Genomic DNA, 13,940 nt, shown 5'->3' with positions numbered 1-13,940 from the left:
TAGCTTCCACTAATATGAAATCACTTTTGGTGTACGCTTTATTGCCATGAACCCACCGCCGTCCCCGTCCGCCGTTCCGACCATCTGCCCGGTGCACCGATGTGCAGCCCATGCGCTCAAGGACAGGAGCCGGGACTAGCATCGCCGGAATGACGGTCAAGGCCCCAGATCAAAAGTAGGAAACTTCAGTTCTATACTTGCGGGTTGGCCGGTGGCGAGCGCGTGTTTAAACGCCAGGTCCAAGGTATCCATGAACTCGCCCACCTTGATGGGCTTGGTCAGGTAGCGGAAGAAGCCTGACTCCAGACCCTTTTCGATGTCGCGCGGCATGGCATTGGCGCTCAGCGCGATCACCGGGATGCGCGCCGTGGCCGGGTCCTCGGCCAGGATGTGCAGTGCCGTGATGCCGCTGATACCCGGCAGATTGATGTCCATCAGGATCACGTCGGGCATGCAGGCGCGTGCCATCTCCACCCCGCGCCGGCCGTCACGTGCACTCAAGAGCCGGATGTCGGGCCGGCGCTCCAGCAGGCATTCCACCAGCATCAGATTGGCCGGGTTGTCCTCCACACAGAGCAGGGTGTGCAATACGCCGTCAGCGGCCACCGCGACCAGTGCCACCGTTGGGGTTTCCACCGGGTCAGCGGCCAGGTGCAGCGCCACCGTCGCGTTCAGCTCGATCCAGAAGGTGCTGCCCACACCCACGGTACTGTCGACCCCGATGGTGCCGCCCATCAACTCCACCAGCCGCTTGCAGACGACCAGACCAATGCCGGTCCCCTCCTGGGCGCCGGCCTCCTGACCCAGGCGGTTGAAGGGCTGGAACAGTTGTGCCAGCTTGTCGGGCGCCAACCCCTCACCCGTGTCTTGCAGGCTGATCCGCGTGCGCTCATCCGCCGCCGCGGTACAGCGCAGGTCGACACGACCGCCGACCCGGTTGTATTTGATGGCGTTGGTCAACAGGTTGACCAGCACCTGCTTGACGCGCGTGCGGTCGGCACGCACCAGCCAGGGCCCGTCCAGCACCGGAAAATACACGCGGATGCCGTTCTGTTGGGCCTGCGGCTCGATCATGGCCTGGCAGTCCGCCAGGACCTCAGCGAGCGACATGGGCTCGGGGGAGAGCGACAGCCGACCCGATTCGATCAGCGCCAGGTCCAGGATCTCGTTGATCAGCGCCAGCAGATACCAACCGGCCTGCAGGATCTGGTCGATGCAGTCCTTCTGCCGAAGCGTGGGCGGCGGTACACCGGTCTCCATCAGTTGGGCGAAGCCGAGGATGGCGTTCAGCGGCGAACGCAACTCGTGGCTCATGCTGGAGAGGAAATCCGATTTGGCCAGATTCGCCTCCTCCGCCGCCACCTTGGCCTTCTTCAGCTCCAGCAGGCTGTCTTTCAGCACCCCATCCAGGCGCCGGCGCTCGGCCTCCGCCTGCTGGCGTGCCGTGTTGTCGGTGCCGATCAACAGATAGCCGATGATGGCATTGGCCGCGTCCTGCAGTGCCGTCACCGACACCACGGCCGGCAGCCGGCTGCCGTCCTTGCAGATGTAGGTCAACGCATAGACGTCCTCGATCCCGCGCCGCGCCTTGAACACCAGCGCCTCGAAGCCAGGGGCGATGGGCGTATCGCGCTCGATACTGAGTGCTGCGGCCCGTGCCACCAATTCCTGGGGGTCGGAAATGTCGGCCGGCGTGATACGGTTCACCACCTCATTGGCGGCATAGCCCAGCATGCGCTCGGCACCGACATTGAAAATCTGGATCACACCGCGCTCGTCGGTGGCGATGCTGGAGAAGTTGGCGCTGTTCAGAATCGCGGTCTGCAGGGCACCGGTCTTGAGCAGCGCCTTCTGACGCTGGTCTTCGCTGATGGCCGTCACCGTGCCCAGTCCGGGGGCACCTTTTCCGCTTTTGCGCATGAACATTGTCCGATTCGATTCAGGTGGGAGCGCGCAACGGCAGCAACTACTGCGGTGGGGCGCCAGTGCAACGACAACCGCCTAAACCGGGGGGCTGCAGCACCAGGATGGGCGCCAAAAGGAACAATGACAGCCGCGGGTCCCGGGCGTCTGTGCGCTGCCGCACCTGCGATGACGTCCGCGGCCAAGTGAAACCGAGCGCGGTGTCGGTGAGGCCCTGCAAGCAGTGGCCAAGCCTGGCTTCCCCTGACCACTGACTTCCATGGCATCAATGGTTTGGAAGCCCACAGGGCGCCAGGCATCGCCTTGATGCCGGGGTGGAGCAGATGGTGCCCTAGGTCCTTCCGCTCGCCCCTTGCCAGGGTTCAATAACGACTATAATTCGCCCCCTCGTGCGCCTCACGGCCCCAGGCACCGGCGCCCCCCACAGCATGAAGCCGCAGATTTCTCGCCCAGGACGCCCCAGATCAATCAATCATTGAGCCCTTTGCAACCAAGAACGCAAGCCACGCCCGGACCCGATAACGCCGACATATCACCTGCCGAACGTCTGGCATTCGAGCGACTGCTCGGCGATCTGTCGGCTCAGTTCGCCGATCTCCCCGCTGAGCGTGTGATCGAGGAGATCGCGGGTGCCCTCCAGCGGCTGGCAGACTTCCTCGGCTTCGACCGCAGCAGCTTCGGCGAATTCGCAACCGACGACGGGCCATTCGAGGTCCTATGCTCGGTCGCCCGCGGCGGCATTGAGGCCACACTCAGCGGGCTAGGTCCGTCACTCCCCTGGTACTTCCGAGAGCTGCGGGCCGGCCGGATGATCGTGCTCAGCGCGATCCCCGCCGATTTACCCCCGCAGGCCACAGTTGAGGCCGAGTACTGTCGACGTATCGGTCTGAGGTCCAACCTGGGCATCCCGCTGCGGATCAGCGGCCGGGTCATCGGCGCCATCGCCTTCACCGCGTTCCATCACACGCGCGCCTGGCCGGAAGATCTCATCGTCCGGCTCAAGCTCGTCGGGGAGGTATTGGCCCAGGCGCTGGCGCGTAGCCGCCGGGAGGCCGCGCTCGCCGCCGCGCTCGCCGAGATCACACGCTTGAAAGAACGTCTGGAGGCAGAGAATCACTATCTGCGTCAAACCGCCGGTATCCGGTCCGGGCGGGTGCCGGCGAGCCGTTCGCCACGCTTCAACCAGGTGCTGGAGGAGGTCAGGGCGGTCGCACCAACCGGCGCCACGGTGCTCCTGCTCGGGGAGACGGGAACCGGCAAGGAGGTGTTGGCCGACGCCATCCACGCCCTGAGTGGACGCCGGGACCGGCCAATGATCAAGGTCAACTGCGCCGCCCTGCCGGCCTCGCTGATCGAGGCCGAGCTGTTCGGGCGCGAGAAGGGCGCCTACACCGGCGCGCTGGCACGTCAAATGGGCCGCTTCGAACTCGCGGACGGCGGGACCCTCTTGCTCGACGAGGTCGGCGAGCTCCCGCTGGAACTGCAAACGAAGCTGCTGCGCGTGCTCCAGGACGGCAGCTTCGAGCGGGTCGGGGGCACCCGCACGATCAGGGTCAAGGTGCGCCTCATCTCGGCCACGAACCGCGACCTGGCCCGGGCCGTGCGCCAAGGCAGCTTCCGGGAAGACCTCTACTACCGACTGAACGTCTTTCCGATCGCCTTGCCGGCACTGCGCGAGCGGCGTGAGGACATTGCCCTGCTGGCCTGGGAATTCGTCAATGAACTCAGTGAGTCGATGGGCAAGCCGATTGACCACATCGCCCCCGACGCCATGGCCGCGCTGCTCGCCCACTCCTGGCCGGGAAATGTGCGCGAACTGCGTAACGTGATCGAACGGGCGATGATCCTCACCCGCGACCGCACCCTGCGCGTCGTGCTCGGAGCAGCGCCGACACCGGCCGCCGTCGAGGCACCCACCGACACCCTTGAGGAGAGCGAGCGCGCCCACATCCTGTTGGCCTTGGAGCAGGCACGCTGGCGTATCCGTGGGTCCGGCGGGGCCGCGGAGCGACTCGCCATCAAACCGACCACACTCGAATCACGGATGAAGCGCCTCGGTCTACGACGACCGGCCTCCGATATTTCGTAGAGCCTATGATATTTCGGATTCTCGCCACGGGGCCTTGGGCCTTCAGGCCCGAGCTGGCGCAGCTAAGCCACCCACTATGTTAAGCTTCTTAACAGTTCGTCGCGCTGGTCCGTATGGCAGGTTTCTTGCCTGATAGCATCCCAGTCCAATCGCGTGCACCGACCTGCGATGATCGCCTTCTCACGATTCCAACAAGTAGAGACCATCATGATCGACATCAGTGCCGGGGCCACCCGGTGGACGTGGGGCCTGACCCTGGCCACAACAGTCCTCGCCGTGGGCTGCACTTCCATGAGTTCCACCTACTCATCTGTCATGGGCAGCGGCGCGGGCGTGACCGCGAGCGACCCGACCCGCCTGACAAAGAGCGGTTTCCTGTCGGACTACGGCCGGCTCAAGACGGTGCCCTGGGCGGATGGTATCCAGTGCTGGCGTCGGCCCGATCTGGACGCGAAGCGCTACAGCAAGGTGCTGGTCTCGCCCATTGAGGTCAATGTCAAGCCAGGCCAAAAAAAGGGTATAGCCCCGGCTGACCTCAAGAGTTTGACCGATTATTTTCATCAATCAATGGTGAAGGCACTCAAGCCACAGCTGCAGGTGGTCGACCAGCCGGGGCGTGGCGTGATCGTGATGCGGATCGCGTTGACGAATCTCGTGCCGACCAAGGTCGTCGAAAGCCTGGCCGGGACGGCAGTGCCCTATGGCTTCGTGGCGGAGGCGGGTGCCGGCGTGGCCACGGGACGCCCCGCCGGGTCCACGCCCTATCTTGGCGAGACCGGCATGGAGATGCAGTTGCGCGATGGCACCTCAGGGGCCGTCCTCGCCGAATGCCGGGACACGCAGATCGGGCGCAAATATGCGGCCGACCTGGATGCAGGTGCCGTGGGGGCCGCGCAGACCTGGGCGAACGGCTATGTCAACTCGTTCCAGAGCTGGTCGTACGCCAGAAATGCATTCGACAAGTGGTCGGCACTCACGGCACAGCGCTTCGCGGCGTTGCGCGGAGCAAAGCCGGCGCCGCAATGAAGAGGTAAGCGATGATGGATGCTCGTAACTACGCTGTCGAGGTAACGCTGAAAAGCGGGGCGTCGGCTGCCGTCAGGGCGATTCGGCTGGACGACAAGAGTGGGATCGTCGCCGCATTCGAGGCACTTGAGCCGCAATCCATCTATACCCGATTCTTCCAAGTCAAAAAGCACCTGAGTGATACGGATCTCAAGCGCGCCACGGAGGTGGATTTCGAGAATGAGGTCGCGCTGGTCGCGACGGTCCGGCAGGGGCAGCGCGAAACGATCGTCGGCTCCGGCCGTTTCATCGTTTACCTGGACCCCGAGATCGGCCGTAGCGCGGAGATCGCTTTTGTTGTGGAGGAGGACTACCAGGGTCAAGGCCTCGCTCGCCAGCTACTGCGGCACCTCGCCGGCATTGCCCGCGAGCAGGGGCTGAAGCGGTTTACCGCAGAGGTGTTGCCCGGCAATGCATCGATGCTCGCCGTATTCGCCCGTTGCGGTTTTCCAATGACCATCAGGCGACTGGACGATGTGGTGCAGGTCATCCTGAGGTTGGACGAATGAAGCGCATGCATGCACAGCGCCGACGACCTGCGTTGCCTGGCATGGCGGTCGCCCGCACCAACCCCCGATGATCGTATTCTCATTGTCCGTGTTAGTGCCGGCAGCCGACCAGGCCGACTTCTTGAGCAGTGTCGGCGCACTGCTGGAACCGACCCGGGTGGTACCGGATTGCATCGCGTGCCGCCTCTATGCCGACATCGAGGACCCCAACGCCTTCACTCTGGTGGAGGAGTGGGGCTCACAGGCCGCGCTGGACCGGCATCTGACCTCCAGCGCCTACAAGACACTGGTGGCGGCAATCGAGTTGTCCGCGCGGCCACCCACCATCCATTTCGACCGGGTGGAGCAGCGCGCCGGGATCGAGGTCATCGCGGCGGCGCGGCATGCACAGGGTCTGCTTTCGCTGACGCAATCGCGATCATCCAGCAGGCCCTGCTGAGGATGAAGCGTCGGCCTGGTATTTTCGCCGCGGGGCACTGACCCGTACTTCAAACGGCAAAGTCGCTTGCGCTTTTCTTGCACCACCTGAGGACTTAGTAATGAACGTGGTGAAACATCTGGTTGTCGCCGCCTCCTTGTCATTGCTCGGAAGCGCCGCTCTCGCGGCGGACCCGGCGACGCCGGGCGGCTTTGAAATCGGCGTCCTCACCTGCACCTCCGATGCAGGCACCCAGGAGAATCGGATCATCAACTCGAAGGTCCAAGTCAGTTGTATACTCAAGTACAACAAGGGCAAACAGGAGCGCTATGTCGGCGAGACGGGAATCGGCGTCGGACTCGACCTGAACTGGAAGCGTAACGACACGCTGGTCTACACGGTACTGGCAGGCTCGCAGGACACGACCCCCGGCGCGGGTGCGCTGGCCGGCAAGTTCGTGGGCGGCAAGGGCTCGGTGACCTTAGGTGTCGGCGGTGGCGTCGGCGTGCTAGTCGGTGGCAGTTCCACCAACCTGACCCTGCAACCGCTGACGCTGGAAGGAAGCAAGGGGCTTGGTATCGCCGGGGGAGTGAGCTATCTGACGCTCAAGCTCGCCGACTAGAGACCCGCTGCCACCCGACCTCAAGGACGGAGTCTCACCTGGGACGGGGCCTGCAACCCCGTCCCCACCTTTAGACAACATCGATTAGGAGACACGCAGATGGCTGAGCCGCTACACCCGGCCGCAACGCACCACTTACCCCTCTTCGTCACGGCGCCGGGAGAGACCGACGTGCTGTTTGTGGTGATGGCCATTTTCGTGCTGCTGGCCGTGATCGGCATCGGCATCTTCTATTTCAAGCTGCATGCCCTGCCGGAACAGATGGCACATCGCGGCCAGAAGGTGCAGATGGAGATCGTCGCGGTGCTGGCGCTGTTGGCGCTCTTCACTCACAACCACGCCTTCTGGATCGCTGGGCTGCTGCTCGCATTCGTGCCCCTGCCGGACTTCATGACGCCGGTGTCCTCGATCGCCCGCTCGCTGGAGCGGATCGCCGCCAACACCGAGCCCCCGGTGGTAGCGCCACCGCCGGCACTGCCGACGCCGGTGCCCGCCGCCGATCAACCCATTGAGCCGCAGGAAGTCTGAGCCATGGTCGAGTTATTCCTGTGTTCGATGCTATCGATCCTGCCCGACTTCCTGTTTCGCCGCTTCGTTCAGGGCAAGCGACTGGGACACGAGATCACCCTGTTCACGATCTGGTTCGAGCTGCGCTGGGGGATCACCCTCTGCCTGATCCTGACGCTCAGTCTGATCACGACCATCTTCTACTTTCATCCCGCCACCAAGTCCGCCAACGCGATGTTTCGGACCGTGACCGTCATGCCGGAGAAGGTCGGCCGGGTTGCCGAGACCTTCGTCCAACTCAATCAACGGGTAACGGCCGGGCAGCCCCTGTTCCGGATGGACAGCACCGAGCAGGAAGCGGCGGTGGCCACGGCCCAACGCAAGATCGCGGAGGTCGACGCCGCCATGATTGGGGCCAAGTCCAAGCTCGCGGAGGCGGACGGACGCATCGTGCAGGCACGCGGGGCACTCAAGCAGGCCGTCGACGAACTGGCGGCCCGTGAGGACCTGCAGCGCCGCAGTCCGGGGTCGGTCGCCGTGCGCGATGTTGAAAAGATGCGCGTGCAGGTCGACACCCAGCAGGGCGCCCTCGCGGCGGCCCTGGCGACCCGGGCCGGCGCCCAGTCCGAGCTGGAGTCCAAGCTTCCGGCCCAGAAGGCGAGCGCCGAGGCGGCGCTGCGTGAGGCCGAGGTCGATCTTAAGAAGACCATGGTCGTGGCCGGGACTGACGGGGTCCTGCAACAATTCGCCGTGCGGCCAGGCGATGTCGTCAACCCCATGGTAAAACCGGCCGGCATCCTGGTGCCGGACCGCATGGCCACGGGCCTGGTGGCCGGTTTCGGCCAGATCGAGGCACAGGTCATGAAGGTGGGCATGATCGGGGAGGTGACCTGCATCGCCATGCCCTGGCAGATCGTCCCGATGGTCGTGACCGAGGTCCAGCACGTCATCGCCTCCGGCCAGGTGCGCCAGACCGACCAGTTGGTGGATACCGCGAAGACGGGCGCTCCCGGCACGATCACGGTCATCATGGAGCCGCTCTACCCGGGACAGCTCGACGACCTGCCCCCGGGCGGCAGTTGCATCGCCAACACCTATACCAGCAATTACGCGGCGCTGCAGGACCCCAACATCGGCGCCCTGCACCGGTTCGGACTCCACGCCATCGATGCGATCGGGCTCGTGCATGCGATGATCCTGCGTATCCAGGCGCTGCTGCTGCCAATGCAGGTGCTGGTCTTCGGCGGGCATTGAGCGGCACCCGCCAGGAGGGGGTAACGCATGAAACTATCGCTTGGGTACGGCGACTATCTCCGCGCCATCGGCGCCGGGCGGCGCGAATTGAGCTTTAACGCCATCCTGCCGCCATTGCGCCGCGACGCACAGGGCCGGGCGCTGCCGCCGCCCGCGCCGGGCCCGATCCGGCTGCACCCGGACGAGATCGCGAGGCTGCTCCGCCCTTATGTCTCGGTGCGCTTCATGGCGCAGGTCAAGGCCGTGGTGCCGCTGGCCGTCTATCTCGCGCTGTTTCAGGTCCTGATCCTGCGCCAGCTCGTCGCCGACTCCTGGCTCATCACCGCCGGACTGTTCGCGGTGATCGTCGGTCTGATGTGCTTTATGGAGGGGCTCAAGCTCGGCCTGATGCCATTCGGCGAACTGATCGGGCACAGCCTGCCGCGCAAGTCGGCACTGCCGCTCGTACTCTTCATCACGCTCCTGCTCGGTATCGGCGTGACCTTCGCGGAGCCGGCCATCGGCGCGCTCCAGGCCGCTGGTCAGAACGTCTCGGCGCAACGCGCGCCCTATCTGTGGGTACTGCTCAACCAATGGTCGGGGGCCTTGGTGCTCGTCATTGGGGCCAGCGTCGGCCTGGCGGCGGTATTGGGGACCCTGCGCTTCCTTTACGGCTGGAGCCTGAAACCGCTGATTTACGCCTCCCTGATCCCCGTGCTTGGGCTGACCCTGTATGGGGCGAGCGACCCGGAACTGGCCAAGGTCATGGGGCTCGCCTGGGATGCGGGCGCCGTGACCACCGGGCCGGTCACGGTGCCGCTGGTCCTGTCACTCGGTATCGGGATCGCGGCCGCTGCCGGGCGGGGCGATTCCGGGCTGTCCGGTTTCGGCATCGTGACCCTGGCCTCGCTCTTTCCGATCATCGGTGTGTTGCTGCTGGCCTTCTATGTCGCCGCAACCCTGACGCCCGCGCAGATCATCGCCGCCGCGACCACGGCGGCCGGCACCGGCGCCGGTGCACTCCCCTGGTATGAGCGCAGCCCGGGGCTCGAGGTCATCTTAGGGCTACGCGCCATCATGCCGCTGGTGCTGTTCCTGTTCGTGATCCTGAAGCTGGTGCTGAAGGAACACGTGAAGCACCCATCGGAAATGGTCCTGGGGATCGGACTGACGGTGATCGGTATGTGTCTCTTCAACCTCGGGCTGACCTACGGGCTGTCGCTGCTCGGCGGGAGCGCCGGCGCCTTGGTTCCCGCCGCCTTCATGGCGGTCCCCGCCGCGGCCGGGTCCCCGCTCTATCTCTATCCGGTCGGGCTGACCCTCGCCCTGGTGTTCGCCTGGGTGCTGGGCTTCGGGGCCACCATCGCCGAACCGGCGCTGAACGCCCTGGGTGTCACCGCGGAGCAGTTGACCAACGGGTTTTTCAAGAAACGCACCCTCATCCTGGCGGTATCCTTGGGCGTCGCCGGGGGCATCGCGCTGGGCGTGGCGAAGCTCATCTTCGACCTGCCGCTGGTCTGGCTCATCGTCCCGCCCTATGTGCTCGCCGCGGCGCTGACCGCGGTCTCCTCGGAGGAGTTCGTGAATGTCGCCTGGGACAGCGCCGGGGTTACGACCGGTCCGATCACCGTGCCGCTGGTGCTCGCCATGGGGATCGGGTTCGGCAACGCGACGGCGGCCGTCGAGGGGTTCGGGATACTCTGTCTGGCGTCCATCGGCCCTATCATCAGCGTGTTGCTGACCGGGCTATGGGGACGGATGAAGGCCGGATTACGGGAGCGCACCGCCCGCCATGAACCAGTCACCCACCATGAGCTGGAGGTCCAGTCACCATTATGAACGACGACCAGATCACTTATCTCACGGATGTTGCGTTGATCACCTGCATCGTTCCCATCGGGTGCGGTGATACGGTCATCCAGGCCGCTCAGGCGATGGGCGCGGCCGGTGCCCTGGTTTACCATGCCCGGGGTATCGGCCCGCGGGAACGGCTCGGGCTTTTGGCTATCGCGATCGAGGCGGAGAAGGACGTCGTCAACATCCTGGTCGCCACCGACTACCAGGACGCCGTCTTCGAGGCGGTGTACCGGGCGGCAGAGCTCAACCGACCGGGCGCCGGGATGGCCTATATCACGCCCATCGAAAAGATGGCGACCTATATCCCACGCGAGATCCTTGAGCGGGCACGTGAGCAAGGGGGTGAGCAATGAGCGCGGCAGCCGCGCAGGTGCCGGGTGGGGCCGCCAAGCTGATCTCCTGCATCCTGCCCGATGACGGCACCGAGCGGCGTCTGCTGCACTGGTTGCGGGACCAACCGGGCATCACCCGGGCGAACAGCGTCTATGGTCGCGGCCAGGCGATGCCGCGGGAGGCCAGCGCGCGGCGGGGACAGCTACCCGAACCGTCGCTCGTGCGCCTGGTCACGATCGTGGTGGCAGCGGCGGAGGCGGACGCACTCTTCGACCGGATCTATGCGCATGCCCAGTTACATCGGCCCGAGGGCGGCACCCTGCTCATGACACCGCTGACCTTCGCCACGCCCTTCATGCTCCCGGAGGGCCTCGCCAATGAAACCGATCACGCCTCATAGAGTATAACGACGCATGAAGACCATCCCGCTGCTTGAGTGGCTGGGCGGCTATCGCCGCGACTGGCTGCGCCCGGACCTCATTGCCGGCCTGACCACCGCCGCGGTGGTGATTCCCAAGGCGATGGCCTATGCCACGGTCGCCGGGCTGCCGGTAGAGGCCGGGATCTATACCGCCTTTGTCCCCATGGTGGTCTATGCGATCCTCGGAACCTCGCGACCACTGAGCGTGAGTACCACCACGACGCTGGCGATCCTGACCGGAACCCAACTGGCCCTGGTGGCCCCTGGTGGAGACCCGGCCGCGCTGCTGGTGGCCGCGACCACCCTCGCCTTCCTGGTAGGGGTCATGCTGATGCTGGCCTCGCTCCTGCGCCTGGGGGCCGTCGCCAGCTTCATCTCCGAGCCGGTCCTGACCGGCTTCAAGGCGGGGGTGGGGCTCATCATCGTGCTCGACCAGGTGCCGAAGCTGCTCGGCATCCATTTCGACAAGGGCACCTTCTTACAGAACCTGGTCGCGCTGGTCCAACACCTGCCGCAGACCTCGGCGGCGACCCTCGCCGTCGGCGCCGCGATGCTCGTCATCCTGATCGCACTGGAGCGCTGGGTCCCGCGCGCACCGGCGCCGCTGGTCGCGGTCGCGGTGGGCATCGCCGCCTCCGGCCTCTTCGCGTTGCAGGGCTTCGGCGTGGCGATCGTCGGCCCGATCCCCCAGGGTCTGCCGTCGTTCACCCCGCCGAGCCTCGACCTGATCGAGCAACTCTGGCCCGGCGCACTGGGCATCGCCCTGATGAGCTTCACCGAGTCCATCGCCGCGGCGCGGGCCTTTGCGGGGCCTGGGGAGCCGCGTCCGCAGCCCAACCGGGAACTCTTCGCGACCGGCCTCGCCAATGCCGTCGGCAGTCTGTTCGGCGCCATGCCGGGTGGCGGAGGCACCTCACAGACGGCGGTGAATCGTCTGGCCGGCGCCCGCACCCAGGTGGCCGGGTTGACCACCGCGGCGGCGGCCGTGGCCACGCTGTTGCTGTTCGCACCACTGATGGCACTGATGCCTCAGGCCACGCTGGCGGCGGTCGTGATCGTGTACTCGATCGGCCTGATCCAGCCGGCCGAGTTCCTGGCCATCTTGCAGATCCGCCGCATGGAATTCCTGTGGGCCTTGGTCGCCTGCGCCGGGGTGGTGTTGCTCGGCACCTTGCAGGGGATCGTCGTCGCGATCGTCGTCTCACTCGTGGCACTCTCTTACCAGGCGGCCCACCCCCGGGTCTACACCCTCGGACGCAAGCCGGGCACCGATGTCTTCCGTCCGCACTCCGACGAACACCCGGAGGACGAGACCATCCCCGGGCTCCTGCTGGCCCGCGCCGAGGGCCGGATCTTCTTTGCCAACGCCCAGTACGTCGGCGAGCAGCTGCTGGCACTGATCGACGAGGCCCGGCCCCAGGTTCTGGCGCTCGACTTCAGCGCCATACCCGACATCGAATATTCGGCGCTCAAAATGTTGATCGAGGGCGAGGAGCGATTAAGCGCACGCGGCATCCGGCTGTGGCTGGTGGCGCTGAACCCGCAGGCCCTGGCGGTGATTCAACGCTCGTCCCTGGGGACGACGCTCGGGCGCGAACGCCTGCTGTTCAACCTGCCGATGACCATCGAACGCTACCTCTCACAGCCACCCGTCGCTGGACCAGACTGATGAGCGCCGCACCGCTGCACGCCCGCGCGCGACCATCGATTATGCTGAAACGATCATCAAACGAAGAGGAGACAATGCCCATGTTGACATTCAAGCGTAACCTGATCGGCGGTGTACTGGTCGCCGCCCTGGCACTCTTGGTGGGACTGCCCCTACCGGCCGCCGCGGCCACCGGCCGCGAGATCGATCGGGAGGCCAGCGCAGCCCTGTCCAAGCTCTATCGGGAAGTCCCGGCGGCCAGGCAGTTGGGAAGGCGGGCCAAGGGCATCATGATCTTCCCCTCTGTGGTCAAGGGCGGGCTGATGGTCGGCGGTCAGTACGGCGAGGGCGTGATGCGCAAGGGCCGCCGGACGCTGGGCTACTACCAGATCGCCGCCGCCTCCTATGGCCTCCAAGCGGGTGTCCAGAGCTTTGGCTATGCGCTCTTCTTCATGACCGACTCGGCGCTGCGTTACCTTGATCAGAGCCAGGGCTGGGAGATTGGGGTGGGCCCCAGCGTGGTCGTCATCGACGAGGGCAAGGCCAGGACCCTGACCACCACGACCATGAAGGACGACATCTACGCATTCGTCTTCGGCCAGCAGGGACTGATGGCAGGAATGGGCATCCAAGGCTCCAAGATCACCCGTATCCAACCGGGCAAGTAAGCCACCTTACTCCCGCGCCATGAGCGCGGGGACAGGGACGCGCAGGCATCCCCGGTGCGAACCGGGGCAGACCAGACACCCCCTATCAATCGGAGACGATGAGTGAAGTCCAAGTCAGACAAGATCAAGGTGAAGGCCGCGAAGGTGAAGACCGAGCAGACGCCGGTCGGCGCCCCGGAAACCGGGGAGAAACTCAAGCGCAAGGTCTACGACAAGGCGCTGGCGGAGTTGCACGTCGAATTGGTCAAGCTCCAGCAGTGGGTCGTCCACCACGGCCTAAAAGTCTGCATCGTCTTTGAAGGACGCGACGGCGCGGGTAAGGGCGGGACCATCAAGGCCATCACCGAGCGCGTGAGCCCGCGGGTCTTTCGGGTCGTCGCCCTACCCGCCCCGACCGACCGCGAGAAGACTCAGATGTATGTGCAGCGCTACTTGCCGCACTTCCCGGCCGCCGGCGAGGTCGTGATCTTCGATCGCAGTTGGTACAACCGCGCCGGGGTCGAACGGGTCATGGGGTTCTGCAGCGAGGAGGAGGTAAAGCGTTTTTTGCAAGTCACGCCCCTATTCGAGCAATTGGCGGTGGAATCTGGCATCATTTTACTCAAGTACTGGCTGGAGGTGAGCCCGGAAGAGCAGACCCGCCGGCT

The 13,940-nt window shown here is 65.2% G+C and carries 13 protein-coding genes and 1 pseudogene; 13 read left to right on the top strand and 1 reads right to left on the bottom strand.

Annotation, left to right across the window (positions count from 1 at the left end; all coding sequences use genetic code 11):
- Nucleotides 1-156: 156 nt before the first annotated feature.
- Nucleotides 157-1,920 carry an ATP-binding protein gene (locus QZY44_RS18040; protein WP_295449310.1) on the bottom strand — a complete coding sequence of 588 codons (1,764 nt, stop codon included), beginning with the start codon at nt 1,918-1,920 and terminating at the stop codon, nt 157-159.
- Nucleotides 1,921-2,398: 478 nt separating this feature from the next.
- Between QZY44_RS18040 and QZY44_RS18035 the strand changes: the two genes are divergently transcribed.
- The 13 genes and pseudogenes from QZY44_RS18035 to QZY44_RS17975 all read left to right on the top strand — a co-directional run.
- Complete coding sequence (locus QZY44_RS18035) at nt 2,399-4,012, top strand: sigma 54-interacting transcriptional regulator (RefSeq protein WP_295449306.1); 1,614 nt, start codon at nt 2,399-2,401, stop codon at nt 4,010-4,012.
- Between the two features lie 207 nt (nt 4,013-4,219).
- Entirely contained in the window at nt 4,220-5,038 is an 819-nt protein-coding gene (locus QZY44_RS18030) for a DUF3313 domain-containing protein (protein WP_295449303.1), read from the top strand.
- A gap of 11 nt (nt 5,039-5,049) precedes the next feature.
- Nucleotides 5,050-5,586: a GNAT family N-acetyltransferase gene (locus QZY44_RS18025; RefSeq protein WP_295449300.1), complete on the top strand. Its 537-nt coding sequence runs from the start codon at nt 5,050-5,052 to the stop codon at nt 5,584-5,586.
- Nucleotides 5,587-5,653: 67 nt separating this feature from the next.
- Nucleotides 5,654-6,025: an antibiotic biosynthesis monooxygenase gene (locus tag QZY44_RS18020; RefSeq protein WP_295449297.1), complete on the top strand. Its 372-nt coding sequence runs from the start codon at nt 5,654-5,656 to the stop codon at nt 6,023-6,025.
- A gap of 100 nt (nt 6,026-6,125) precedes the next feature.
- Nucleotides 6,126-6,626 (top strand): DUF992 domain-containing protein, encoded by a 501-nt coding sequence (locus QZY44_RS18015; RefSeq protein ID WP_295449295.1) that lies wholly within the window; start codon nt 6,126-6,128, stop codon nt 6,624-6,626.
- A 99-nt stretch (nt 6,627-6,725) separates the two neighbouring features.
- Nucleotides 6,726-7,154 carry a hypothetical protein gene (locus QZY44_RS18010; protein WP_295449292.1) on the top strand — a complete coding sequence of 143 codons (429 nt, stop codon included), beginning with the start codon at nt 6,726-6,728 and terminating at the stop codon, nt 7,152-7,154.
- A gap of 3 nt (nt 7,155-7,157) precedes the next feature.
- Entirely contained in the window at nt 7,158-8,387 is a 1,230-nt protein-coding gene (locus tag QZY44_RS18005) for a biotin/lipoyl-binding protein (protein ID WP_295449289.1), read from the top strand.
- Between the two features lie 27 nt (nt 8,388-8,414).
- Nucleotides 8,415-10,205: a DUF1538 domain-containing protein gene (locus tag QZY44_RS18000; RefSeq protein ID WP_295449285.1), complete on the top strand. Its 1,791-nt coding sequence runs from the start codon at nt 8,415-8,417 to the stop codon at nt 10,203-10,205.
- The gene (locus QZY44_RS17995) at nt 10,202-10,576 is read left to right on the top strand and encodes a P-II family nitrogen regulator (RefSeq protein ID WP_295449282.1); all 375 of its coding nucleotides are present in this window, start codon (nt 10,202-10,204) and stop codon (nt 10,574-10,576) included. Before QZY44_RS18000 ends, QZY44_RS17995 begins: the two co-directional genes overlap by 4 nt.
- Complete coding sequence (locus QZY44_RS17990; RefSeq protein WP_295449278.1) at nt 10,573-10,956, top strand: hypothetical protein; 384 nt, start codon at nt 10,573-10,575, stop codon at nt 10,954-10,956. The genes QZY44_RS17995 and QZY44_RS17990 overlap by 4 nt, the downstream gene beginning before the upstream one ends.
- A 13-nt stretch (nt 10,957-10,969) precedes the next feature.
- Nucleotides 10,970-12,646, top strand: coding sequence for a SulP family inorganic anion transporter (locus tag QZY44_RS17985; protein WP_295449275.1), 1,677 nt, complete (start codon nt 10,970-10,972; stop codon nt 12,644-12,646).
- 80 nt (nt 12,647-12,726) lie between these two features.
- Nucleotides 12,727-13,293, top strand: coding sequence for a lipid-binding SYLF domain-containing protein (locus QZY44_RS17980; protein WP_295449271.1), 567 nt, complete (start codon nt 12,727-12,729; stop codon nt 13,291-13,293).
- A 144-nt stretch (nt 13,294-13,437) separates the two neighbouring features.
- Nucleotides 13,438-13,940: pseudogene (locus QZY44_RS17975) on the top strand (polyphosphate kinase 2); the annotation flags it as partial.

This window comes from uncultured Thiodictyon sp., assembly GCA_903837595.1.
In the GTDB taxonomy this organism is placed as follows: domain Bacteria; phylum Pseudomonadota; class Gammaproteobacteria; order Chromatiales; family Chromatiaceae; genus Thiodictyon.
The sequence above is the reverse complement of the archived record's forward strand: the minus strand, read 5'-3'. Positions and strand labels throughout refer to the sequence as shown.

Excerpts from the sequence above, each read along its gene's own strand:
- QZY44_RS18040 (WP_295449310.1), bottom strand. The coding sequence starts at position 1,920 with ATGCGCAAAAGCGGAAAAGGTGCCCCCGGACTGGGCACGGTGACGGCC.
- QZY44_RS18030 (WP_295449303.1), top strand. The coding sequence starts at position 4,220 with ATGATCGACATCAGTGCCGGGGCCACCCGGTGGACGTGGGGCCTGACC.
- QZY44_RS18025 (WP_295449300.1), top strand. The coding sequence starts at position 5,050 with ATGATGGATGCTCGTAACTACGCTGTCGAGGTAACGCTGAAAAGCGGG.
- QZY44_RS18020 (WP_295449297.1), top strand. The coding sequence starts at position 5,654 with ATGATCGTATTCTCATTGTCCGTGTTAGTGCCGGCAGCCGACCAGGCC.
- QZY44_RS18015 (WP_295449295.1), top strand. The coding sequence starts at position 6,126 with ATGAACGTGGTGAAACATCTGGTTGTCGCCGCCTCCTTGTCATTGCTC.
- QZY44_RS18010 (WP_295449292.1), top strand. The coding sequence starts at position 6,726 with ATGGCTGAGCCGCTACACCCGGCCGCAACGCACCACTTACCCCTCTTC.
- QZY44_RS18005 (WP_295449289.1), top strand. The coding sequence starts at position 7,158 with ATGGTCGAGTTATTCCTGTGTTCGATGCTATCGATCCTGCCCGACTTC.
- QZY44_RS18000 (WP_295449285.1), top strand. The coding sequence starts at position 8,415 with ATGAAACTATCGCTTGGGTACGGCGACTATCTCCGCGCCATCGGCGCC.
- QZY44_RS17995 (WP_295449282.1), top strand. The coding sequence starts at position 10,202 with ATGAACGACGACCAGATCACTTATCTCACGGATGTTGCGTTGATCACC.
- QZY44_RS17990 (WP_295449278.1), top strand. The coding sequence starts at position 10,573 with ATGAGCGCGGCAGCCGCGCAGGTGCCGGGTGGGGCCGCCAAGCTGATC.
- QZY44_RS17985 (WP_295449275.1), top strand. The coding sequence starts at position 10,970 with ATGAAGACCATCCCGCTGCTTGAGTGGCTGGGCGGCTATCGCCGCGAC.
- QZY44_RS17980 (WP_295449271.1), top strand. The coding sequence starts at position 12,727 with ATGTTGACATTCAAGCGTAACCTGATCGGCGGTGTACTGGTCGCCGCC.